We start from the raw sequence: 22,515 nt of genomic DNA, 5'->3' as shown, positions 1-22,515 counted from the left end.
CGCGGGTGATCGGGTGGGCGGATTTCGGGGCAGGAGGGCGGGCAGCGGCGCGGCGCGCCTTGGCGCGGGCTTGCTTGACGATCGGCGCGTCAAACGGGGTGACGAGGTTCTTCATCCGGTGGAAGGCGCGCCAGGAGGCGATGCGCCGGTCCAGGGTCGACGGGGCCGGGCAGGGGAGGGCTCTGCGCAAGCCTTGAGCGATCAGAACCTCCGCGGTGTGCCGGGCGATGTCGTCCTCGGCCGCGTCCTGCAGATCGCGTGCATGATCGAGGATGAAGGCAAGGGCAACGTCCTGGTCTTCCGGCCAGGACAGGGGCTGGGAGAAGCGCGCCTGTTTCCAGGCGGTGATGTAGAGCAGGTCGCGCTCATAGGCCCGCAGCGTGTTCTCGGGGGTGCCGCGGACATAGAGATCGGTCAGCGCCTCCTGGTCGGCAGCGGAAAGGGCAGGGGGGCCATTGGGAACGATCGGGCTACCCATGGCTGCGCCTCCCCGGCTTTCCGGCCAATCGCCGGTTGCGGGGACACAGGGCCAACGTCACAGGTCTTGCGGCGTCGGACCAGCGAAGTGAGAGGCGGTTCAGCGGCATCATGGCGTGCAGTTTGCGCCGGAATGCGGGCCAAATCAATGAGAAATGATAAGCGATACTTATCAAGTGTAATTATAATTAGAAGAAACCTATAAGGTAACGATCAAAAAAAGAAGATTTTGCGCATAAAGTGGGTAAGGGGGGTTGTGTCGCAAACTTTGGGTCTGGATTGACGAGCATGTAGAATTCGACGTTTGCTGTCCGCGTATTGTTCTCCAAAAGGTTTCAGCATGATTTCCTTGAAAGGCTGCCATTTCCCCAAAGATGCGGTTTTGTACGCTGTTTACTTCTATCTGCGGTACACAGTTTCCTATCGTGATTTAGAAGAGATCATGGCTGAACGCGGTGTGCGAGTTGACCACGCCACACTGAATAGGTGGGTTGTGAAATACTCGCCGATAGTCGCTGCTCGTGCGCATTCAAAGAAGCGCGCAACTCAGAGTTCTTGGAGAATGGACGAAACCTACATTCGTGTGCGCGGGAAGTGGATGTATCTCTATCGAGCAGTGGACAAAGCGGGAAACACACTTGATTTCATGCTGTCTCAGCGACGTAATCGACCAGCAGCCACCAGGTTCTTTGCCAAAGCACTCTCCTCAAACGGGATCCCGACTAAAATCGTCATAGACAAGAGTGGCGCCAATGCAGCTGGCATTCGAGAAGTGAACAGAATCCTGAAGCGTTTCGGCTGTCAAGCCAAAGTACAGACGATCAGGTCCAAATACTTGAACAACATGATTGAACAGGATCACAGATTCATCAAACGGCGCGTACGGCACATGTGCGGGTTCAAATCTTTCGGATCAGCTTCCGCAACATTGGATGGCATTGAGGTAGCTAACATGATCCGCAAGAAGCAATTCTCTAGCAATAAGACTTCCGGCTTTCGGATGTTCGCAGAGATCGCAGGATAGCTGCATCTAGCATAGCGCCGGCCGCGGTCGTTAAAAAAGTTTGCGACACAACCGGGTGAAATCCGAGACCGAACGGCTGAAGGTCAGCACTATCGAATGGCAGGCCTGAACCTACTGGCCGCGATCATCATATATTGGAACACGGATCATCTCGGACGCGCGGTCACAGCAAGAATGGACGATGGTCGAGATAGCCCGCCGGAGCTTCTGTCGCACATCTCACCACTCGGATGGGCGCATATTCTTTTGACCGGCGAGTACAGGTGGCCAAAACGATAGCCCACCCAGCTTAGCGTACTATCCTGCCCCCTACCGGAGCAGACCCGGAGAGGCAAGATTGAATCGTTGAAGCTGGAACTAAAGGAAGTCTCTTAGCCTGCGCTGTCGATACCGTCGTCGTACGCCGATTGAGAAACACTGTCATATTGGAGCATCGCACCAATGATTTCGCCTCCGAATGGTATTTTCCGACCGGGTGAAACAGGGCCGGAAACTGCAATCTGTTACTTTTGATCGCCGCCTGAAACCAACGGTCAACCGGCCATCAAGAACGTCTCTCGCACCTTGTCGACCGTTTCCTTTAGTGCTTCAACGAAACGGTCTTTGCTTGCTTCCATTTCGCCCGTAGGAAATGCAATTCCTATCGTCGACAATACCACCCCACTCTTGTCAATTATCGGCATCGAAATTGAGGACAGGTGGTTGTCCAGAAGATCTGAGACGACACTATAGCCGTGCGCTTTCGCCTCCTGGCTGTCCTTCAAAAAACGATCAAGAGTCATTACGCGCTCACCTTGCCGAAAATAATCTTCTTCTGGAATGTTTCTGCGCAATGTTTCCTCGTCAAATCCATCGATTAGAAACCGGCTGGAAGATGTCAGTGGTAGCGGATAGCTGGCGCCTGGGTTCAATGGGAAAAAGTATGAACGCTTTCCATCCGCAGCATAAAGAATGCTTTGCTTCCAATCGACCAAACTATTGAGTTCAACCCGTTCTCCAAGTTCTTCGGCCAGTTCGTCGATGAATGGTCTGGAAAGTTCGATCAGGGAATATTGTTCCGGAACCGCGGATCCGTAGAGAAATAGTTTGCGCCCCAGAAACACGCGCCCACCGCTGTAAGAATCCAAAACCGAGCGATTGAGCAAGAGCTTGGTCGTTTGGTATATGGTCGAACGCGGTGCACCCATCGCGGCCGCAAGCTCATTCACCACCATTGGCCGTCTGTGATGGTGCAAGCAGTCAAGTATGTCGATTGCCCTGTCGATGCCGCGTTCGCGCGTGACCTTTGCCATCGCCTCCTACCTCACTCGCCTCATTGGTTGTGTCTGAATGTTCTTCAATCTCATGCGAATAGACCACTGCTTACTGTTTGGTTCTAGCGGTTCTGAATTGGGACCCCATTGGAAAGCTCAAACGTCATCGACGGTGAGCCAAGAACAATCATCTTGACTCGATTCACATGGTGGAGTTACCCTGTTGTGGACATAATGTCTGTTATAATGGACAACGTCAATACAAAAATGCGCCACGCGGCGCCCAAGACAGGAGAGGACGAACCATGAAATTTCGTAGAAATGCGATCAGCGCAATCTTAGGCCTGGCGCTTGCCGGTCTTGCTTCAACAGGTGCCATTGCCGACGAAATCACCCTCAAGATGGCCGGAGTTCGGCCGGTCGATGACCCATCACATGCAGCAATGGAGATGGTCGCCAAAGAAATCGAAGCGGCAGGTGTCGGCCTGTCGGTCAAGTTTTTCCCGGCCGGCCAACTCGGTTCCGGAGAGGAATTGATGGAGGATACAATCAGGGGCAATATCGATCTGGTCTTCACCTTCGTATATGCCCACAAGGATCCAGCTCTTGAAGCAAACAGCCTGCCATTCCTGGTTTCAAGCTGGGACGAGGTGGACAGCGTTTTCGGGGACCCGCAATCGACGTATTCTCAGATCATGAACGAGACACTGGATCGTATCGGGCTCGTCTATCTCGGCACAGGCGTTGAGGGATTGATCGGGGTCGTCCTGACAGAGGAACCCGAAAACGCAACAAGTGTCGGGCAAAAAGGCAAGCACATCCGCGTTTGGGCCTCCAATCTGGTCAAAGCCGCCTCCGAGGTGCTGGGCTTTCAGACAACCACGATGAATTGGTCCGAAGTTATTCCGGCAGTACAGGCAGGTACGGTTGATGGTGCGATCTGCTGCACTGCGAATGCAGCCTATACATTGTTTGCGAAAAGCGATGTCGGTCAGGTCTATATGCCCTACAACGCCTTTACCGAGTCCCAATCGTTTTATGCCAGTAAGAGAACTTGGGAAAACATGAGCGACGAGCAGCGCGCCGCCGTTGAAGCTGCTGTCGAGAAAGGCATGGCGTGGTACAATCAGCAGGCTCGGGAAACAGACGCAGCTAGCATGGCCAGTCTGAGGGAAGCGGGATGGACAATCATCGAGTTCACTCCTGAAGAACGCACCGCGATTTCCGAAGCTATCAAATCCGAAGTCTGGCCCATGGCGAAAGAGACGATCGGCGCCGATGTTTTCGACAGGTTGGTGTCCGGGCAATAAGCTGGACATCCATTGACAATGTCGGGTCCGGAGGAGCTTCGGGCCCGATCTGAATTCCCAGCCAGAGCGTTCATACCATGGAACTTGCAGATCAAATCCCAGCCCGTCTCCAACGGCCCGTCAGGATCATGCTTGCCGCAAAGGTAGTTTTCGTCAGTGTTTCATGCATGATCATGGCCTTCACTTTCTTCTTCGTGGTCATCTTCAGATACATATTGGAAACTGATCTATTTGCTTACGAAGAATGGCTGATGGTGATCTGCTTTTGGCTTTTCTTCATGGCGGGGGCTCTTGGCACCTACGATGAATCGCATATCAACGCGGATCTTCTGAGCGAGGTTTTACGCAACCCTCGAGTACTCCGGGTGCGGGCGCTTATTGTCACCTTGGTTGAGTTCATAGTTCTTCTCTTCGCGGTCTACTGGGCGGCGCTGATGATCATTGATGAGATCCAAAGCTACCCCTATTGGCAACAGACGATTGCCCTGAGAATTCCGTTTCTGGTGCCGCGGCTATCCATATTGGTGGGTTTTATGTTCATGGGCTTTTTTACTGGCCTCCGTCTCTATGTTCTGGCTTTCACGCAGCCTGGTGCAATTCAACCTGATGCGAATGAATAGGAGACTCCGGCAATGCTAATACTCGCCTCCATCGTATTGCTGATAGTTCTGCTCGTAATCGGGGTTTCGGTTCCGCTTGCCTTTGGCGCGGTCCTAATCCTCATTTCCGTTTTTGGCGGCCACGATGTTTCAGGGTTCATGCCGGCAGGGCACTGGAAGATGAACAGCGTGGTGCTTCTGGCGATCCCTCTATTTATTCTGGCCGGCGGCATTATGGAGCGCGGCAAGATCGCGGCGCCGCTCGTTGGCCTTGCCGAACTTTTCGTGGGTGGAATTAAGTCCGGATTAAGTGCCGCGGCTGTGTTTGCATCCGCAGTTTTCGGTTCGATATCCGGCAGTGCGGCGGCAACATTGACCTGCATCGGTTCGATAATGATGCCGCATTTGCGCCGGTCGAATTACCCGGAAGGAGTGTCGGCCGCCGTTCTCGTAGCCGCCAGCCCGCTCGGATTGTTGATCCCGCCAAGTGCTGCGCAGATCCTATACGCGTGGGTCACGCAACAATCCGTTCTACGGTGTTTTCTGGCTACGGTTGGCCCGGCATTTATCCTGGTCTTCCTTCTATGCGTGGTAAACTATGTCATGCTCCGAAACCGGCAGGATCTCCTGTTGGCCGAGCCGCCCGAGAGCTTTGCCGCCGAATTTGGAAAGAGAACCTGGTTCGCACTGCCGGCGCTGTTGATGCCCGTTATCATCCTGGGTGGCATCTACGGCGGCATCATGACTCCGACCGAGGCCGCCGGCGTCGCGGTTGTCTACGCCTTGCCGGTGGGATTTTGGATCTACAAGGGCCTGACCTGGACTACTTTCGTTTCGGTTCTGCGTGAATCCGCGGTCACAATCGGGGTGGTCATGGTTATGGTCTTCATGGTCCTAATCGTATCTCGGTTCCTGATCTTCGAAGACATTCCAGGAATGGCAAAATCGCTCGTTTTCTCGATCTCTGACAACCCGATAGTCATTCTTCTGATGGTCAACCTGGTTATGATCCTGATCGGCATGCTTATGGATGACGTTTCTGGAATCCTGCTGTCTGCGCCGCTCCTGCTGCCGGTGGTAACGAGCGTCGGGATGGATCCGGTCCACTTCGCTGCAGTTCTGGGGGTGAACTTGGGCATGGGGAACATAACGCCGCCCACGGCGCCGTTGCTCTACTTGGGTTGCCGCGTGACCGATGTTCCTGTCAACAAGGTGATCGGTCCTACGATCGTGATGATTGTGTTCGCTTGGTTGCCAACCCTGCTACTTACCACATTTTTCCCGCAAATCGCCCTGTGGCTGCCCAATCTGGTCTTCGGTGCATAACTGCGCCGTTTCCCAAACCGAGTTGAAAGGATCAACATGCACAAGTCTGTACCTTCAAACCTGCCTACACCTCCAGCACCGTTAAATTGGGCGGTCACAGCACCAGCCGATGGCGAAGTCCTTTACACAGCCCATTTGTCATTCGGCGAGGATGGAGCATTTGTCGACGGGACGATCGAAGAACAAACCCGGCGGACATTAACGAACATCAAGGCCTCGGTCGAAGCGGCGGGCGGTACAATGGCCGACATCACCCAGTGTCTGATCTACCTGGTCGATCTGGCTGACGCGCCTGGTATGAACACGGTTTACGCTGAGTTTTTCGACGGGGTCCTACCCAACAGAGCGACAGTTGTTGTAGCGGCTATTCTGGTGCCGGAAGCAAAGGTCGAAATCGTCGCCTACGCCCATATCTCTGGCCAATCGTGAACGTAGACGCGCTCATAATCGGCGGTGGTCTGTGTGGCATCACAACGGCCCATCGATTGGCCAAACGCGGCTGCTCGGTCGTGCTGGTGGAGGCTAGTGAAGATATCGGCACTGGGGCCAACTATGCAAATGGTGCGATGTTGGTGCCTTCACAGACCGCGCCGTGGAATTCGCCAGGGATATTGGCCACGCTCTTAAGGTCACTCGTGACACAAAATCCCACGGTGCGAATTAAGCCGAAAGCTATCCCGACCCTGCTCAAATGGGGCCTGTATTTTCTCAAAAACTCAAAGCCGCATCTGCACGAACTTCACAGGCGCCAATTGCTCGAACTCGCGCTCTTCTCCATGGATGTCTTTGAAGACTACTACAAAGGATACGCGGACCAATTCGACGCTAAAAAATGTGGCACCATCAAAATCTACCGCGACCAATCAAGTCTGGAAGCCCAGATCAGATCCAATCGTCACCTCAGTGAGGTCGGGCTCGATTGGGAGGTGCTGACGCCTGATCAAACTGTTGAGGCTGAGCCGCACCTTCAAGCGTTGGCCCCGCAGTTGGCAGGTGGAATTCGGTTTTCCGCTGATGTGGTGGCGGACTCGCGAAAGTTCTGCCAACTCCTCCGCGATGACCTCGTCGCTTCAGGTCAAAAAATACATGTCAATTGCCAAGCCAATGAACTGCTGATGTCAGGCGACAGGGTCATCGGCGCGCGTACAACAATTGGAGATATTCGGGCCAAAAATACCATTCTGGCCCTTGGAGCTAATACAAGAAAATTGGCTCCGAAGGATGCAAGATCAATCTTGATGCGCCCCGTGAAAGGGTACTCGGTCACATACGATACAACTGGCGTCAACGACCTGCCTTCGTATCCCATTATCGACGAAGGGATGCATGTCGGGATTGTTCCAATCAATGGCAAACTGCGCGCTGTCGGAATTGCCGAATTCGCCGGGCATGACGACACTCTAAGCCCCAAAATAACCCGGCAACTCGATCGCCTGACCAAATCCGTTTACCCAAACCTTGCGCAGACGATTGACTGCTGCAAGCGCGAGCCGTGGACTGGATTCCGCCCGATGAGTGCGGACGGTCTGCCCTATATTGGCGCAACATCCAGCAAGGGCCTTTGGGTCAATACCGGGCACGGCCATCTGGGTTGGACCCTCGCCACTGGGTCGGCAGAGTTGCTTGCTGATCTCATCTTGGACAAGCCAACGGCTCTGGACGCATCCACCTACGCGGTAACTCGATCACACTAGAGCGAAGAAAACCTACTGGAAGACAAGATCATGAAAATAAGAGATATTCGCCTCACGCCGCTCTTTTCCAAATTCAAGACAACCTATGTCTGGGCCATGGGAAAGAATCTTGGCCAAACAACAATCCTGGTCGAGATCGAAACGGATGCGGGCGTCGTCGGCTACGGCGAAACCGCTCCGACGATGACGTCCCCACAGGCAATCCATACGCTCTTGCTAACCGCAAAAACGGTCCTGTTGGGGCAGCCCATCACTCAGATCACCGATTTGATGAAACAGCTATTTACGCAAAATTTTGGGCATCATTACGCCAGCCAATCTCATCCAAGAATAGGCAATATTGCGTTTGCAGGTGTTGAATTGGCCCTTTGGGATGCGCTTGGCAAATCGGTGGGTCTGCCGGTTCACGCCCTGTTGGGTGGGAAGATACATGACACGGTGAGTTTCATGGGGTTTGTCCAAGGAGACAGTACGGAAGAAGTTGCAGCACATGCCAGCCAGTTGGTGCAGGACGGCTTTGAAGTGATTTATCTCAAGGCCGGACACGCCAACGATAAAGATATGGCCAATGTCGAAGCTGTCAGAAAGGCTATTGGCAACAAGCGACTTCGGATCGACCCGAACGAGGCCTGGGACTTGATGGAGGCCCAAGTGATGCTTCAAAAACTCGCCAAGTATGATCTCGAGATGGTTGAACAGCCGGTTTCGGCAATCTCCGGTGTGCCGGCACTTAAGGCGTTGAAACAGTCGTGTTCGGTACCTATTGCGGCAGATCAGTCGGTATTTACACCTGAGGAGGCTCACGCAATGTGTGCCAGCGGCGCGGCCAGTCTATTGACCGTGGGTCTGCACGAAACTGGCGGTATTCTCGGGTTTCGACGGGTCGCCGCGATAGCTCAGTTGTTTGACATCAACGTCTGTTTGCACGGCGTGTGGGAAACCGGCATCACAACCTGCGCCTCTATTCAGGCGGTTGCCGGAGTGCCCAATCTGGACGATGGCAATCAGATAATGTGGCAACTGCTAGAGGAAGACATCGTCGAGAACCCGGATCTGACGCCGAATGGCGGAAAAATTGCAGTTATGTCCGGCCCTGGTCTTGGATTTTCCCTGAATGAGGACGCAGTTGGCCGGGCCGCGGAAGCCTACAGCAAGAAGAATGGTATGGCAGTAACATGAAAGCATTGCACGACGGCGAGGAAGAAATTGCCAGCCTGCTGAGCAAGAGCCGGGCTGGGTACGAAATCACAGCAGAACGCCTCAACGCATTTTCGCGGGTGGAGTTCATTGAGCCGGATGGTGCCTTCTACTGCTTTTTCCGGGTTGACGGACTGACTGACAGTTTCGCTGCGGCTGGTGAAATCCTAGCGCAAACCAAGGTTGGGCTGGCGCCGGGCGTCGCGTTCGGTCCGCAAGGGGAAGGCTATCTGCGGCTCTGCTACGCGCAGCCAGCAGAAGTGTTGGAGGAGGCCTTCGAGCGGCTCGAGCCATTCCTCTCGAAGTGACGTCTTACGAATGGGAAGGAAAGACATGACAGATAATGGCAAAATTGCCGCTCTGACCGAACGCCTTGGAAAATGCTATAGCGGTGCTGTATTTGACGCTCTGCGTGAAAGAGGGATCGACAATATCGTTCTGCCCAAGGACATCCGCCCAATTGACGACACTCAAGTTTTGGCTGGTCCTGTTTTCACGATCTCCGGAACGCCGAAACCTGGTATCAGCGCTGATGATGCGCTGCTGGCCTGGACGGGTTTTCTGTCATTAGCTCCTTCAGGCCACGTGGTAGTTTGCAGTGGTTACACCGATGACTTCGCGCTGATGGGGGAGCTGTCTGCCGAGACACTCCAGGCTCGTGGCGTGCGCGGGTATGTGACCAATGGCGGATGCCGGGACAGCGACTTCATTCGCAAAATCGGTTTCCCTGTTTTTCACCGTTTCTACACCGCCAAAGATGTTGTGGGAGCGTGGTCGGTCGACAAAATGGAAGTACCCGTTCAGATCGGTGACGTTGTCGTCAAGCCCGGAGATTTTCTAATTGCCGACATCGATGGGGCCATCCTTATCCCCGATGAAATTGCTGAAGAGGTCGTGGCTGAGGTCGAGGAAGTGATGAACACCGAAAACAAGGTCCGCTCGGCTATCCGCAGCGGAACGGATCCGAAAGAAGCCTATCTGACCCACGGGCGCTTCTGAACGGTCAAATTGGCGCAACGGATAAGGAAATACGAGAATGCATGTCGGTTTGCCTGACCAGGGCTGTTTTGTTCTGCGGGTCTGGAACCCAGCGGTTTCGGGCCCTTCGGTTTGCCACCTGCGCGATGGACGCATTGTCGATGTGACCTCACGCGAAGTGGCGACTGTACGCGATCTGCTTGAGCAGGACAAACCGGCGGACTGGATCAAGTCTGCCTCAGGCGAAGTGATTTGCACGCTGGGCGGGCTCGAGGAGAACTCTGTCGAGCGGCCTGATCCTAAATTGCCCTATTTACTGGCGCCCTGCGATCTGCAGCCGGTCAAGGCGTGTGGTGTGACCTTCGTATCCTCAATGCTGGAGCGGGTGATTGAAGAGCAGGCACTTGGTGATCCAGCCAGGGCCAAGGCGATCCGCGAGCGTTGTGAAGCCATCATCGGCGATAGCCTGACCGGAATTGTTCCCGGATCAGATCAGGCAATTGAGCTGAAGAACGCGCTTCTGGCCGAGAAAGCATGGTCGCAATACCTCGAGGTTGGAATCGGCCCGGATGCAGAGGTTTTCTCCAAGGCTCAAGCGCTGTCTTCGGTCGGCTGGGGCGCAAGCGTCGGCCTGCATCCAATGTCGCGCTGGAATAACCCGGAACCGGAGGTGGTTCTGGCGGTAAACAGCCGGGGTGAGGTCAAGGGTGCTACGCTTGGCAACGACGTGAACCTTCGCGATGTCGAGGGCCGTTCGGCGCTGCTGCTCGGAAAGGCAAAAGACAACAATGCCGCCTGCTCAGTAGGACCTGCCATCCGCCTCTTTGATGAAACTTATTCCATTGCGGATGTGCGCAAAGCTGAACTTGATTTGCGGGTTGCCGGAGAGGATGGCTTTGTGATGGACGGTGATAGCACTATGGCCGAGATCAGCCGCGACCCGCTGGACCTGGTTGGGCAGGCCTATGGTGCACACCATCAGTATCCTGATGGGTTCATGCTGATGATGGGGACACTTTTCGCACCAATCCAAGACCGCGATCACCCCGGGGGTGGTTTCACACACAAAATGGGCGATGTCGTGAGCATCTCAAACCCCGAACTGGGTGCTTTGGTCAATACCGTGCGCCTTTCGACCGAATGCCCGCCTTGGGACTTCGCAGCTTCACATCTGATGCACAATTTGGCCCGCCGGGGCCTGCTCTGAACGGAGACACTCATGCTGAACGGAAAACATCTGATCGCCGGCGAATGGCTGGGCAGCGCCAGCACTTTTGCATCACAGCCTGCTCATGGCTCCGCCCATAACTTTGCCGTCGGAACGGTGGATCTTGTCGGGCGTGCCTGCGAGGCAGCAGAGGAAGCTTTCTGGTCCTTTGGCTATTCTAGCCGGGACAAGCGCGCAGAGTTTCTTCATCGAATTGCTGATGAGATCGACGCACTTGGAGATGAAATCACTGAAGTCGGAAGCCAGGAGACAGGTTTGCCCGAGGCTCGCTTGACCGGTGAGCGCGGTCGGACTGTCGGCCAGCTGCGCTTATTCGCGGAGCATATCCTGAAGGGGGACTATCTTGACCGTCGCCATGACACCGCGATGCCGGATCGGAAGCCCTTGCCACGACCGGACCTGAAGCTGGTTCAGCGCCCGATTGGTCCGGTCGCTGTTTTCGGCGCATCGAATTTTCCATTGGCGTTTTCGACGGCAGGCGGCGACACAGCTGCAGCGTTGGCGGCAGGCTGTCCTGTGGTGGTCAAAGGTCATTCTGCACATCCTGGAACAGGTGAGCTGGTCGCGCAGGCAATTGACCGGGCAACCAAAGCCCTGCAACTGCATCCGGGCGTATTCAGCTTGATCCAGGGCGGAAGCCGGAATGTGGGGGCCGCCCTGGTTCAGCATCCACGCATAAAGGCGGTGGGCTTCACCGGTTCGCTGGTGGGTGGACGGGCGCTCTTTGATCTGTGCGCCGCTCGGGACGAACCCATCCCTTTCTTTGGAGAGTTAGGTTCTGTGAACCCCATGTTCCTGCTACCTCATGCTCTGGCGTCACGCGCTGAAAAAATTGGCGAGAGCTGGGCGGCTTCACTGACGATGGGGGTCGGCCAGTTTTGCACCAAACCGGGGATTGTTGTTGTGCAGGCCAGTAATGATGCTGATCGTTTCCTTCGTGCCGCGTCTGAGACGCTGAAACAAATCAGCGCGCAGGCCATGCTTACCGATGGCATAGCCGCCGCCTATAGGGATGGTCGTGATCGGATTCGTGCCGATGCCAACGTGCAGGAAATCCTCACGACCTCCTGCGACTCTCGCAATGCAACGCCTAATCTGTTCCGAACAACGGCCCGCGAATGGTTTGCAAATGGAACACTTTCCGAAGAGGTCTTTGGTCCGCTCGGACTGGTTGTTGAGGCGGAAAATCATGAGCAGGTTGAAGAAGTCGCGCGAAGCCTGAAAGGCCAGCTGACTTGTACAACATTCATGGATGATGAAGATAAGGAGCTCGCGTTATCACTTTTACCGATCCTGGAACGCAAAGCCGGACGGGTTCTGTTCAATGGCTTTCCAACCGGAGTCGAAGTCTGCGATGCGATGGTGCATGGCGGACCCTATCCGGCTTCGACCAACTTTGGCGCGACCTCCGTGGGAACACTGTCGATCCGCCGTTTTTTGCGCCCGGTCTGCTATCAGAATGCCCCCATATCCCTTCTGACAGAAGATTTGGCTTGAGACCCGTTCGCGGGATCTAAGAAAGGAAAAATCATGCGCCTTGTCCAGTTTGAGACGGTTGAAGGAAAACGATCAGTAGCCGAAGTCAATGGCGACCAGCTCATGGTTCTTGGAAATGTGGAACGCATCGCTGATTTGGCTAAGATGGCAATAGCATCTCGCCAAAGTTTGGCTCAGGCGGTTCAGGCTGTCGGCATTTCCGGTAGCGTCTCTTATGAAGAGACGATTGCCGAAGGAAGACTTCTGCCTGTTATCGATCTGCCCGACCCCTCACATGTTATTGTAGCAGGTACGGGGCTGACCCATATGGGAAGCGCCGACACCCGCGACGCCATGCATGCCAAGGTCACCGGCGACGAAGATAATCTTTCGGATTCAATGAAGATTTTCAAAATGGGGCTGGAAGGCGGCAAACCATCCGACGGCGAAGTCGGTGTTCAGCCCGAGTGGTTCTGGAAAGGTGATGGTTCGATTTTGCGCGCAAGCGGCCAGGTCATGGAAAGCCCACATTGGGCGGACGACATGGGCGAAGAACCCGAGATTGCGGGCATCTACCTGAACGACAAGAATGGACAACCTTTTCGGCTCGGCTATGCGCTCGCCAATGAATTGTCCGACCATGTTATGGAACGGAAGAACTACCTCTTCCTCGCGCACTCGAAGCTACGTGTGTGTGGGCTGGGGCCGGAACTTCTGGTTGGCGACCTGCCATCGGATGTTCAGGGCATGAGCCGAATTTACCGGGACGGCGAGGTTCTGTGGGAAAAGCCATTTGTCTCGGGCGAGGACAATATGACCCATGCCTTGAGCAATCTTGAATATCATCACTTCAAGTATCCATTGTTCAGACAGCCTGGCCGCGTGAATGTGCACGTTTTTGGGACGGCCACGCTTAGTTTTGCGGACGGTATCACCTTGCAAGACAACGATATCATGGAGATCGATTGTCCTCAATTGGGACGACCACTGCGCAATGCAGTAAAGACGCAACACGTTGATGGTCCAACCGTCGTCCAACTGTGAGCCGTGTGCGCGATACCGAGAAACCAAAGGCTGGGGTCGACTGTCGGCCTATTCGTCCCTTTCAACTGCCCCGCAGAAAAATCCTAGCATGATCCAATCAGACCAACTTCTCAAGATACCAAAACCATGAAAGACACATATCAAGCGGTCGTTATCGGGGGCGGCATCGTTGGCGCTTCCGTCCTCTTTCACCTAGCAAAATTCGGCTGGAAGGATGTCTTGCTGGTTGAGCGTGCCGAGCTGACCGCTGGCTCCACATGGCACGCTGCGGCAGGGTATTTCGCTCTGAATTCGGACCCCAATATTGCCGCGCTGCAGTCCTATACGATCAAGCTCTACGACGAGACGAGGAGATTAGCGGCCAGAACGTGGGCAGGCACCATATCGGCGGCCTGCTGCTGGCCTCCGACCCGCGCCGCTGGGAGATGCTGAAAGCGAGCCTCTCGACATGTCTGACGTCAGCGCCAATGGGACAGTTTAGGTCGATTTGATAAGAGAGGGTTTCTGGCTCATCGTAACCGCCAAGGAGTGGAGATGAGAAAGAAACCCGGAACCAAGCAGAGCCACGGTGAGAAAGTTGTAAAAGACATCCGCCGCGCCACGCGTATGCGCTTGGTCGGGAGATGCGAACCTTCGACGAGGCGGATGATCTCCAGTTTTTCGGATGCGGGATACCTCATTCGTCGTCGCCCCCATCCGCGATCATGCTTTTTTTGAGCAACCGCAGTTCAAGAGCCTATTCGGCAACCACTTCCTTCAGATCGCGTGCCTCGCGGCGCAGATCTTTGACCTCGGTCGATGTCGCTGCACGGGCCGTGTCGCCTGCCAGACGTTTCTTGCCGGCTTCAAGGAACTCCTTGGACCAACTGTAGTAGAGGCTCTGGGCAATGCCTTCACGGCGGCACAGCTCTGAAATACTGTCTTCGCCCTTCAGGCCGTCCAGCACAATCCTGATCTTCTCTTCTGCTGAATATTGCTTACGCGTGGCGCGGCGGATGTCTTTTACAACTTTCTCACCGTGGCTCTGCTTGGTTCCGGGTTTCTTTCTCATCTCCACTCCTTGGCGGTTACGATGAGCCAGAAACCCTCTCTTATCAAATCGACCTAAACTGTCCCATTGGCGCTGACGTCAGACACGACGGTCCCTAGGCCACTCGGACGATAAGCGCAGACACCAGCCATTCGTCAGCGGAGGTCGACCGGCCGCAGTGTCCGCGTTTTAACGGTTCATGCAGCGCGCAGCGAAGGTCAGCATTTTTTATACGATCATGCCCCGAGCCGAACTCGTCCCCCAATACAGGAACTTTGGGAGGCAGGGCAGGCTACACCTGTTGGTAGTTCCGGCGGCCATCAAACTGCGGCGATCGAAATACAAGCCTGATCATTTACGGGCGCATTGAGGGAAGCGACCGTCTTGGCGAATTGAATTTGGACCAGCCTTCACTGTAGAGGACCCTTCAGTTTGAGATCGCGTGACCTGTCCCAATCCCGGCAGTTTTCGACGAAAGCCATATGGGGGCTCTCAAAACCAGAGTGGTCGCCCAAAACACCTACCGCGACGAATAGAAACTCCGGCATCTTCGACGTCGCTTTGTAGATCGGCGAACCACAGTCAGAACAATAACCCAGGCTGACAGTGTTCCCGGCGTCAGACTCCCAGCTATAGAGCTTCGGCTCGCCGCTAATTGCCACGTGCTGCCCAAGATACGCAGACTGTGGAAGATGGCCGCCACCGGAAATTTTCTGACAGTCCAGACAGAAACACAAAACCGAAAATTCAGGAGACGCTGAGATACGAACCTCAATTTTTCCACAAAGACACTGACCAGTGCAAATTGCCGCCGCCATTACAAGCCTCCAGATCGTGGTGTTTGGCGCATTTTTTGGATTGAAACCGAAACGGAGCGCAGCTTTCCGATACGGATGACGTCAAGAGCAGCGCCAAAATCACCAACTGTTTTTAGGCCGATTAGAGCCTCGATCCGAAACCGGTACAAGATAGGTCGAGTAATGAAGAAGTAGCTTGTGTGGTTTGAGGTTTTGCTGGCTCATCCTTTCAACTTCCTTGATTTGCTATCATACCAAAGGCTTATCTTCCTCCTATTGAGTGCGATGGACCCGCAGTCGTCGGTCATCGGCCCAACCGGTTCCTTACCGGGCCGTGGCGTACCGCGAGGTTCGCGCGGAACTTGATGCCTTGACTGCATGAGCCGTAAAACCTGGATTTTTGCCGCTTCGCGACCTCAAGGTTCATGGGCCGGTTCAGCAGGTTGGATATATACTTGCAAACTGCATTTAATTGCAGTACGCATTAAATAGGAGTTTACCTCTCCGCAATCAACGCGAAAAACTCTCCAGGGAGGAGATCATGACCTATAAGATGCTCAAGCCTTTGCTTGTGACAGCAGCCATGTTGCCGCTTGCGAGCGTGGCAACGGCTCAAAGCGAAGCTCGTACCGATCTGGTAATCGCAGACCTTGGCCAGCCGGAAACAAACCCTTGGGTAATCAACCGCCATCGTTTTGAACGCTGCGTCGCCGAAGCGCTTGGTGTCGAGCTGAAGGAGTTTGACGATCAGAACTCGGAAGAGCAGCACGCTGCGCAAGCTGAATCCATCATCGCAAGCGGCCCGGACGGGCTGATCTTCAACCCGCTGACGTCGCCGGCCGGTATCCAGGTCGCCCGTCTTCTGGAAGAGAATGACATTCCGGGCATTGCCGTCGGTCGACTGGTGGTGTCCAGCTACGACGATGACTATGAAGGTGAGGATTTCATCGCGCAGGTGACCCAGAACAATGACACTTGGGGGCAGGCGATTGGCAAAGCCACGGCAGATCTGGGGCACAAGAAAGTCGCGATGGTCTGGAACCAGAAGGGTGTGACTTCTGCGGAAGAAATCTGGGCTGGTGTCCAATCGGAACTGGACGCGGCAGGGGTCGAGGTGATCGCCGAGGCCTGGGATCGTCTGAACCGGGAGAATGGCCAGAAATATGCTGAACAGTTCATTGCCCGCTTCGGACCTGGCGAGATTGACGCGATCGTCGTGCTTGGTGCGGTCGCTGGCCTTGGCAGTCAATTTGCGGTGGAACAGGCCGGGCGAGATGACATCGCCATCATCACCACAGATATCGACGAGCAGGTGGCTCAGTTCATCAAGGACGGCAAGCTGGACTTCTCGATCGGTGGTCACTGGATGGTTGGCGGTTTCGGTCTTATCCAGCTCTATGACTATCTGCACGGTCACCCGATTGAGGACACCCAGCCGCGGGTCGGCCTCATCCCGGTAACGGCCGACAATGTGGATACCTATGCCAACAGTCTTCTGAACGGCTGTATACTTTCGCCGGACACCATTCGCAGTCTCAGCAAGGTCCATAATCCCGACGCTGATCTGCCTGGTTTCATCGACGCCTGGCAGGCAAACTGGCAAGACTACGTGCAATAACTCCCCTTGCACGCAGCATGCCCTCCCCCGGCTCAATGGGCCGGGGGACCCAGAAATATCAAACTCTTTTTCGAGGTCCGCAGATGAGACTTTTCGGATACGCTCCGGAGCGCGGTGCTGCCGCTGGTGATACAATGCCATTCTACCATGATGGCACGTGGCATCTGTTTTTTTCCCAACCCCCCGTAGGTGCCTGGGAATATGTTGAGCGGGCGCGCGTCTCGACCGCTTATCTTCGGTCAGATGACCTCGTAAACTGGGAAGTAATGCCCGACGCTTTTGGTCCCGGCGCGCATGGCGAATGCGACGGTGATGGGATCTGGACCGGCTCTGTCATTGAGCACGAGGGCGTTTTTCACTTCTTCTACACTGGCTACAACCGTCAATCGGCCTCGCCACAGTCAATTTGCAAAGCAACGTCGACCGATCTCAAGACCTGGGAGAAATCCGGATCCAACCCGATGATCTCCCCCGATCCCCGCTGGTACGAAACCGTTGATTGGCGAGACCCCTTTGTCTACCGCGACGAAGAGGCAGGGTGCTTCAAGATGCTGATCTCGGCACGCCTCAAGGAAGGTCCGCAGTTTCGTCGGGGCTGTGTTGCCGTAGCCACGTCCGATGATCTGGAAAGCTGGGAGGTCGGCCCGCCGCTGGCGTCCTCGATGCTGACGCATTGCCCGGAATGCCCGGAAATCTTCAAGCTGGGCGATTGGTGGTATCTGGTTGAAAGCCGCTACTCGGAACGAATGCAAACCGTGTATCGGGTGTCAAAGTCCCCGGATGGTCCTTGGGAAAGCCGCAAGCTCGACAGTCTTGACGGGCGTCGGTTCTACGCCGCCAAATCCGCCAGCGATGGCGACCGCCGCATGAGTTTCGCATGGATTCCGTTCCGCAAGCATCACGGCCCCAAACGTAGCTGGGTCTGGGGCGGAGAACTGGGCAGCCCGCGCGAACTTGTCTCGCTGCCAGACGGCACGCTGACCTGCAAACTGCCCGATAACGTGGACCAGAGTTACGCAGAGACCGTGCCCCACAAGCTGCGCCCCATGTTGGGAGACTGGACCGGCGATGCAAGCCCTCGGTGCGATGCGACAGGATCATACGGATACGCGTTCATCGACGGTCCGAACCGGGATGATGTGTTGCTCGATGTAGTGATTGAACCTGATCCCGCCACCGAAGCTGTGGGTATTCTCATCGAACCCCGAGGCGGCGATCATCTGGACAGCGGTTACAGCCTTTCAATCGAGCCCATGAAGGAGCGCGTCCTGTTTGATCGCTGGCCTGCCGCGATGGATCCACTTTGGGACAGCCTGGTGCTCAATGAACGGCATGGCATTGAGGTCCGTCAGGAGATCGACAGCCCATTGGTCGAGCGTCCGCTCGCCTTCACACCGGAGGATGGGTGTTACCGGGTCCAGATCCTGCGCAACGGGTCGGCCATCGAGTGCTTTGTGGCCGGGCAGGTTGTTGCATCCTTCAGGGTCTATGACATCTCCAATACCGATGCCTGGGGTCTCTTTGTTCAGGAAGGCTCGGCCAAATTCCACAATCTCAACTTCCGCAAGTAAAGGCCTTGCCATGCCCCTCATAACCCTCAGACAATTGCTTGATTATGCGGCGGATCAAGGATTTGGTGTGCCGGCGTTCAACATCTCCAATATGGAGCAGGGCCTTGCGATCATGAACGCTGCGCGCGCCTGCGACGCACCGGTGATCCTTCAGGCCAGTTTGAATGTTCGCAGGGCCTATGCCGGAGATCGGATGATCGTCGCCATAGTGAATGCACTGGCGTCCATGTATCCCGACAACCCAATCTGTCTGCACCAGGACCACGGCCATGATGAACAGGCCTGCGTCAGCGCCATCGCTGCGGGGTTCACCTCGGCTATGATGGATGGCTCCCTGATGGGCGACGGCAAGACACCCGCCAGCTATGCCCACAACGTCGATATCACGGCCCGCGTTGCACAGATCGCGCATTGGACGGGTGCGTCAATCGAAGGAGAGCTGGGTGTTCTTGGATCGCTGGAAACCGGCGAGGCGGGTGAAGAAGACGGGTCCGGGGCAGAGGGCAAACTGGATCACGATCAGCTATTGACCGACCCCGATCAGGCGGCGGAGTTTGTTGCTGCAACCAAGGTTGATGCGCTTGCGATAGCCTGTGGGACATCTCATGGCGCTTATAAGTTCACACGGGAACCGGATGGCGACATCCTGGCCATCAGCCAGATTGAGGCGATCCACCGTCGCGTACCGAATACTCATCTTGTGATGCATGGATCGAGCTCTGTGCCACAGGGATTGCAGGACCTGATAAACGCCTCTGGTGGTGAAATGCCACAAACCTGGGGTGTCCCCGTCGAAGAGATCGAACGTGGGATCCGACATGGTGTTCGAAAAATCAACATCGACACCGATTGCCGCATGGCCATGTCCGGCGCGATGCGGCGCTTCTCCCGGGACAACCCGTCGAACTTCGATCCGCGGGCGTTTATCCTGGCCGGGATGGCGGAGCTTGAGACGCTGGTCCGTGACAGGTTCGAGAGGTTCGGGGCAGCGGGCCACGGGTGTAAAATCAAGCCGATCCCAGTTGCCGAAATGGCAAAGCGGTATGCTGATGGCGGGCTCGATCCATCCCGGAAGGCCGCGTGAGCCGGGCGCTGTTCATAGGCCGCTCGGTGATGGATGTCACCGCGCTTGTCGAGGATTTTCCGGGTCCGGACGGGAAGACCAAGGCTTTGAGCAATGATGTGATCCCGGGCGGGTCTGCTTTGAACGCCGCCGTTACGTTCGCCCATCTTGGCGGAAGGGCGGCGCTGGCTACATCGCTGGGTGCGCCGGGCCCAATGAAGACAATGCTGACGTCCGATCTGAAGGACAGAAACGTTACGGTGCACGACATCTGTAATGACCCGGACTATCGCATCCCTCTTTCGACAGTTGTTTCAACCCGGAGCCTTGGGGCCAGGATGATTGTCAATGGCGCAGGGGATGAGTGCGAACTGGTGCATTCTCAAGAGGATCTGATCCTGACGGAAGGATACGGGTTGATTCAGATCGACCAGTACGAACGGCATTTTGTCGCGGCGCACGCTGACGCTTTGCGCGCGTTTGAAGGGCCAATCATTTTGGATGGCGGTGGCTGGAAAGACTGGTCACCGGACTTTCTAAAGCTGGCCGATATTCCAATTGTCAGCGACGTGTTTTGTCCCGAGGGACCGCGCGCCTTTGCCAATATGTGTGAGGACCTGGGCATCCATCGCTGGGCGATGACACGGGGTCACGCTGGGGTCGTCTGGCATGATCAGGGACGTCAGGGTGAGATACCCGCTTTGGAGGTGGACGTTGTCGATAGCTTGGGCGCAGGGGACATTTTCCACGGCGTTTTCTGCCACGCGTATCTCGAGATCGGGTCATTTATAGATGCGCTGAATATCGCCAACCAGATCGCGGGTAAGTCATGCACTCATGCGGGTACGCGGAGTTGGATGGATGCCTGAGCAGCTCGCCGACTATCCCAGCCTTCTGGGCGCAATTGAAAAGCGGATAGGTGCAGGTCAACCGCCGCTCATTGTCGCAATTGCGGGGCCTCCGGCGACGGGCAAATCTACGCTGTCCGAGCGGCTGGCCGAGGATTTACGCGCTGCCGGGCACATCGCTGCCTACTGCCCGATGGACGGGTTTCACAAAACAAACGCCCAGCTTGAGGCCGAAGGGCTTAGGAGCGTGAAAGGCCGTATCGATACATTTGATGGCAACGCGTTTGCCCGCGCGGTGGAACGTTTGTCCAAGGGAGATGCGTTCTGGTGGCCGCGATATTCCCGGCACATACATGACCCGGTCCCAGAAGGGACCCGGATCGAAGGAAACGAAGCCGTTTGCATAATCGAGGGCAACTACATTCTGATGAATGAAGCGCCCTGGCTTCAAGCGGCATCGCATTTCGACCTGCGTATCTTTGTAGATACGCCGGACGATCTCCTGAAGCAGCGCTTGATGCAACGCCACGAACGTGGCGGCAGAGGTGAAGTCGAGACGCGGGAAAAGATCACCAAGACCGACATGCCCAACGCGGAGAGGATCCGACAAAGTGCTACATTCGCCGACATCCTGTTTCAGGAGGTCGTCAATGCGTAGCACCCCACAGTTGATTGCAGGTCGCAAGCAAAACTCGCTATGTTTGAGCCAAATTGCAATAATTGGGGTTCGGACATGAAGCTTGCTCAAAAAGGCCTGTCGATCGAAGGCATTCAAGGCCACAACAGGCGCGCCATCCTTGCGGCTTTGCACGACATGGGAGAGTGCTCGCGCAAGGAAATCAGCGTAGCCACCGGATTGGATCAGGCGACCGTCACCCGTGCAATTGCACCCCTTATCGACAATGGCATCGTAGAGGAAGTGGGGCTTGTTCGCGGGGGGCGCGGCCGGCGATCGATCAACCTGGCCTTTGTCGGTTCCGGGCGATACATCCTCTGTCTCCGACTGCAGCGGCGTAGCTTTTCCATCGCTGCATTCAATCTGCGCGGTGACTTGCTGGAGACCAATGAATTCCCCATCGCACGAGACGGGTCCGCCAAGCAGACTTTCAAGGAGATCTCCGAGATACTGGATCGCCAGATTGGCAATTTGAAACAGGTCGATGGCATTGGCGTGGCTGTTCCTGGCCCGTTCCTGGAGCGGGATGAACGTGTCATCCTCATGACTGAAAGCCCGCAATGGCAGGGCTTCGATCTGATCCCCGAGCTGCGCTCCCGCTACCCCGACATTCCTGTTCACTCCACACACGACGCCAAGGCAGCAGCCTTGACTGAATGGCGCCATCATGGCCGGGCGCTGGGGGCCAAGGTCATGTTGTACGTGTCCGCCGGTCAGGGGATCGGCTCGGCGCTTGTCGTGGATGGCCATGTGCACCGCGGGGCGCAAGGACTTGCAGGTGAACTGGGGCATACGTCCATCAGCGTTGATGGCGAGCAGTGCAAATGTGGAAATCGAGGCTGTCTGGAACTCTTTACGTCACGCATTGCTCTACTGCGCGCCATTCGGGAGCGCGCGGGGGACGTCAGCGGCACGACATTGACTTCAGACGCTGATTTTTCTCAGGTCCTCGACGCATACGCGGCGGAAGACGGGCTTGCTAGCGAAGAGGTGGACAGGGTTGCACGCTATCTGGCGCAAGGCATCACCAACTGCATCAACTTCGTCAATCCGGATTTGGTGGTGATCGGAGACGAATATGCCGGGTTCGGTCAAAACTTTCTTGAACAAATCAAGACCCATGTAAGAGCGACGGTTTTGCCAAGCATCTATGATGCGGTCGACATCGAGCTGAGCCAGCAAAGCGAAGATACAGTTCTGCGCGGAGCCTTTCTGGACGTACTTGCACAAACCTATCTCGGTTCTCCCAGAGCCGAGCCAGAAGCCCTTGTTGCCGAAGCAAGCGGATAGGAATGAAGGAGAACCC

At 55.6% G+C, this 22,515-nt stretch carries 20 protein-coding genes and 4 pseudogenes; 20 read left to right on the top strand and 4 right to left on the bottom strand.

What is annotated here, in order from left to right; translation table 11 throughout:
- Positions 1–478, bottom strand: a pseudogene (locus tag GOX53_RS24505) (integrase); the annotation flags it as partial.
- 339 nt (positions 479–817) lie between these two features.
- Between GOX53_RS24505 and GOX53_RS24500 the strand changes: the two are divergent.
- Together GOX53_RS24500 and GOX53_RS24495 are read left to right on the top strand one after the other, a co-directional pair.
- Positions 818–1,501 carry an IS6 family transposase gene (locus tag GOX53_RS24500; protein ID WP_171181095.1) on the top strand — a complete coding sequence of 228 codons (684 nt, stop codon included), beginning with the start codon at positions 818–820 and terminating at the stop codon, positions 1,499–1,501.
- A gap of 54 nt (positions 1,502–1,555) precedes the next feature.
- Positions 1,556–1,780, top strand: a pseudogene (locus GOX53_RS24495) (Tn3 family transposase); the annotation flags it as partial.
- Between the two features lie 254 nt (positions 1,781–2,034).
- Here the strand turns inward: GOX53_RS24495 and GOX53_RS24490 are convergent.
- Positions 2,035–2,793, bottom strand: coding sequence for an IclR family transcriptional regulator (locus tag GOX53_RS24490; RefSeq protein ID WP_171181093.1), 759 nt, complete (start codon positions 2,791–2,793; stop codon positions 2,035–2,037).
- A gap of 266 nt (positions 2,794–3,059) precedes the next feature.
- Here GOX53_RS24490 and dctP point away from each other — a divergent pair, with 266 nt between their 5' ends.
- The 12 genes and pseudogenes from dctP to GOX53_RS24430 all read left to right on the top strand — a co-directional run.
- A complete protein-coding gene (dctP, locus tag GOX53_RS24485; RefSeq protein WP_171181092.1) occupies positions 3,060–4,064 on the top strand; it encodes a TRAP transporter substrate-binding protein DctP in 1,005 nt (334 codons plus the stop codon).
- Positions 4,065–4,141: 77 nt separating this feature from the next.
- Positions 4,142–4,684, top strand: coding sequence for a TRAP transporter small permease (locus GOX53_RS24480; RefSeq protein ID WP_171181090.1), 543 nt, complete (start codon positions 4,142–4,144; stop codon positions 4,682–4,684).
- 12 nt (positions 4,685–4,696) lie between these two features.
- On the top strand, positions 4,697–5,989 hold the full coding sequence (locus tag GOX53_RS24475) for a TRAP transporter large permease (RefSeq protein ID WP_171181088.1): 1,293 nt from the start codon (positions 4,697–4,699) through the stop codon (positions 5,987–5,989).
- Positions 5,990–6,025: 36 nt separating this feature from the next.
- Entirely contained in the window at positions 6,026–6,418 is a 393-nt protein-coding gene (locus GOX53_RS24470) for a RidA family protein (protein ID WP_171181086.1), read from the top strand.
- Entirely contained in the window at positions 6,415–7,683 is a 1,269-nt protein-coding gene (locus tag GOX53_RS24465) for an FAD-dependent oxidoreductase (RefSeq protein ID WP_171181083.1), read from the top strand. Before GOX53_RS24470 ends, GOX53_RS24465 begins: the two co-directional genes overlap by 4 nt.
- 30 nt (positions 7,684–7,713) lie before the next feature.
- Positions 7,714–8,862: a mandelate racemase/muconate lactonizing enzyme family protein gene (locus GOX53_RS24460; RefSeq protein WP_171181081.1), complete on the top strand. Its 1,149-nt coding sequence runs from the start codon at positions 7,714–7,716 to the stop codon at positions 8,860–8,862.
- Positions 8,859–9,188 carry a hypothetical protein gene (locus GOX53_RS24455; protein WP_174867718.1) on the top strand — a complete coding sequence of 110 codons (330 nt, stop codon included), beginning with the start codon at positions 8,859–8,861 and terminating at the stop codon, positions 9,186–9,188. The genes GOX53_RS24460 and GOX53_RS24455 overlap by 4 nt, the downstream gene beginning before the upstream one ends.
- Before the next feature lie 25 nt (positions 9,189–9,213).
- Positions 9,214–9,879, top strand: coding sequence for an RraA family protein (locus tag GOX53_RS24450; RefSeq protein ID WP_217351911.1), 666 nt, complete (start codon positions 9,214–9,216; stop codon positions 9,877–9,879).
- Positions 9,880–9,916: 37 nt separating this feature from the next.
- Complete coding sequence (locus GOX53_RS24445; protein WP_171181079.1) at positions 9,917–11,065, top strand: fumarylacetoacetate hydrolase family protein; 1,149 nt, start codon at positions 9,917–9,919, stop codon at positions 11,063–11,065.
- A 12-nt stretch (positions 11,066–11,077) separates the two neighbouring features.
- A complete protein-coding gene (locus GOX53_RS24440; RefSeq protein WP_171181077.1) occupies positions 11,078–12,583 on the top strand; it encodes an aldehyde dehydrogenase (NADP(+)) in 1,506 nt (501 codons plus the stop codon).
- A gap of 33 nt (positions 12,584–12,616) precedes the next feature.
- Entirely contained in the window at positions 12,617–13,606 is a 990-nt protein-coding gene (araD1, locus tag GOX53_RS24435; RefSeq protein WP_171181075.1) for an AraD1 family protein, read from the top strand.
- Positions 13,607–13,732: 126 nt separating this feature from the next.
- A pseudogene (locus tag GOX53_RS24430) lies at positions 13,733–14,043 on the top strand (NAD(P)/FAD-dependent oxidoreductase); the annotation flags it as partial.
- A 126-nt stretch (positions 14,044–14,169) separates the two neighbouring features.
- Here the strand turns inward: GOX53_RS24430 and GOX53_RS24425 are convergent.
- Together GOX53_RS24425 and GOX53_RS24420 are read right to left on the bottom strand one after the other, a co-directional pair.
- A pseudogene (locus GOX53_RS24425) lies at positions 14,170–14,657 on the bottom strand (transposase); the annotation flags it as partial.
- A gap of 389 nt (positions 14,658–15,046) precedes the next feature.
- Positions 15,047–15,454, bottom strand: a complete 408-nt coding sequence (locus GOX53_RS24420) for a GFA family protein (RefSeq protein ID WP_171181073.1) — start codon at positions 15,452–15,454, stop codon at positions 15,047–15,049.
- 520 nt (positions 15,455–15,974) lie between these two features.
- On the opposite strand from GOX53_RS24420, the gene GOX53_RS24415 reads away from it, so the two are divergent.
- From GOX53_RS24415 to GOX53_RS24390, 6 genes are all read left to right on the top strand, one after another.
- Entirely contained in the window at positions 15,975–17,051 is a 1,077-nt protein-coding gene (locus GOX53_RS24415; protein ID WP_214652691.1) for a sugar ABC transporter substrate-binding protein, read from the top strand.
- 17 nt (positions 17,052–17,068) lie between these two features.
- Positions 17,069–18,622, top strand: coding sequence for a family 43 glycosylhydrolase (locus GOX53_RS24410; protein ID WP_371810428.1), 1,554 nt, complete (start codon positions 17,069–17,071; stop codon positions 18,620–18,622).
- A 10-nt stretch (positions 18,623–18,632) separates the two neighbouring features.
- On the top strand, positions 18,633–19,706 hold the full coding sequence (gene fba / locus GOX53_RS24405) for a class II fructose-bisphosphate aldolase (RefSeq protein WP_170432349.1): 1,074 nt from the start codon (positions 18,633–18,635) through the stop codon (positions 19,704–19,706).
- Positions 19,703–20,554 (top strand): PfkB family carbohydrate kinase, encoded by an 852-nt coding sequence (locus tag GOX53_RS24400; protein WP_171181071.1) that lies wholly within the window; start codon positions 19,703–19,705, stop codon positions 20,552–20,554. Before fba ends, GOX53_RS24400 begins: the two co-directional genes overlap by 4 nt.
- A complete protein-coding gene (locus tag GOX53_RS24395) occupies positions 20,547–21,191 on the top strand; it encodes an AAA family ATPase (protein WP_171181069.1) in 645 nt (214 codons plus the stop codon). The genes GOX53_RS24400 and GOX53_RS24395 overlap by 8 nt, the downstream gene beginning before the upstream one ends.
- A 75-nt stretch (positions 21,192–21,266) precedes the next feature.
- Positions 21,267–22,499 carry an ROK family transcriptional regulator gene (locus tag GOX53_RS24390; protein ID WP_171181068.1) on the top strand — a complete coding sequence of 411 codons (1,233 nt, stop codon included), beginning with the start codon at positions 21,267–21,269 and terminating at the stop codon, positions 22,497–22,499.
- Positions 22,500–22,515 lie beyond the last annotated feature (16 nt).

The sequence above is a fragment of the Ruegeria sp. HKCCD8929 genome (assembly GCF_013031405.1).
GTDB lineage: Bacteria > Pseudomonadota > Alphaproteobacteria > Rhodobacterales > Rhodobacteraceae > Ruegeria.
Note: the sequence above shows the minus strand (reverse complement) of the source record. Positions and strands in the feature narration are given on the sequence as shown.

Excerpts from the sequence above, each read along its gene's own strand:
- GOX53_RS24450 (WP_217351911.1), top strand. The coding sequence starts at position 9,214 with ATGACAGATAATGGCAAAATTGCCGCTCTGACCGAACGCCTTGGAAAA.
- GOX53_RS24390 (WP_171181068.1), top strand. The coding sequence starts at position 21,267 with ATGAAGCTTGCTCAAAAAGGCCTGTCGATCGAAGGCATTCAAGGCCAC.
- GOX53_RS24395 (WP_171181069.1), top strand. The coding sequence starts at position 20,547 with ATGCCTGAGCAGCTCGCCGACTATCCCAGCCTTCTGGGCGCAATTGAA.
- GOX53_RS24440 (WP_171181077.1), top strand. The coding sequence starts at position 11,078 with ATGCTGAACGGAAAACATCTGATCGCCGGCGAATGGCTGGGCAGCGCC.
- GOX53_RS24470 (WP_171181086.1), top strand. The coding sequence starts at position 6,026 with ATGCACAAGTCTGTACCTTCAAACCTGCCTACACCTCCAGCACCGTTA.
- dctP (WP_171181092.1), top strand. The coding sequence starts at position 3,060 with ATGAAATTTCGTAGAAATGCGATCAGCGCAATCTTAGGCCTGGCGCTT.
- GOX53_RS24410 (WP_371810428.1), top strand. The coding sequence starts at position 17,069 with ATGCCCTCCCCCGGCTCAATGGGCCGGGGGACCCAGAAATATCAAACT.
- GOX53_RS24420 (WP_171181073.1), bottom strand. The coding sequence starts at position 15,454 with ATGGCGGCGGCAATTTGCACTGGTCAGTGTCTTTGTGGAAAAATTGAG.
- fba (WP_170432349.1), top strand. The coding sequence starts at position 18,633 with ATGCCCCTCATAACCCTCAGACAATTGCTTGATTATGCGGCGGATCAA.
- GOX53_RS24415 (WP_214652691.1), top strand. The coding sequence starts at position 15,975 with ATGACCTATAAGATGCTCAAGCCTTTGCTTGTGACAGCAGCCATGTTG.
- araD1 (WP_171181075.1), top strand. The coding sequence starts at position 12,617 with ATGCGCCTTGTCCAGTTTGAGACGGTTGAAGGAAAACGATCAGTAGCC.
- GOX53_RS24445 (WP_171181079.1), top strand. The coding sequence starts at position 9,917 with ATGCATGTCGGTTTGCCTGACCAGGGCTGTTTTGTTCTGCGGGTCTGG.
- GOX53_RS24490 (WP_171181093.1), bottom strand. The coding sequence starts at position 2,793 with ATGGCAAAGGTCACGCGCGAACGCGGCATCGACAGGGCAATCGACATA.
- GOX53_RS24455 (WP_174867718.1), top strand. The coding sequence starts at position 8,859 with ATGAAAGCATTGCACGACGGCGAGGAAGAAATTGCCAGCCTGCTGAGC.
- GOX53_RS24500 (WP_171181095.1), top strand. The coding sequence starts at position 818 with ATGATTTCCTTGAAAGGCTGCCATTTCCCCAAAGATGCGGTTTTGTAC.
- GOX53_RS24475 (WP_171181088.1), top strand. The coding sequence starts at position 4,697 with ATGCTAATACTCGCCTCCATCGTATTGCTGATAGTTCTGCTCGTAATC.
- GOX53_RS24480 (WP_171181090.1), top strand. The coding sequence starts at position 4,142 with ATGGAACTTGCAGATCAAATCCCAGCCCGTCTCCAACGGCCCGTCAGG.
- GOX53_RS24460 (WP_171181081.1), top strand. The coding sequence starts at position 7,714 with ATGAAAATAAGAGATATTCGCCTCACGCCGCTCTTTTCCAAATTCAAG.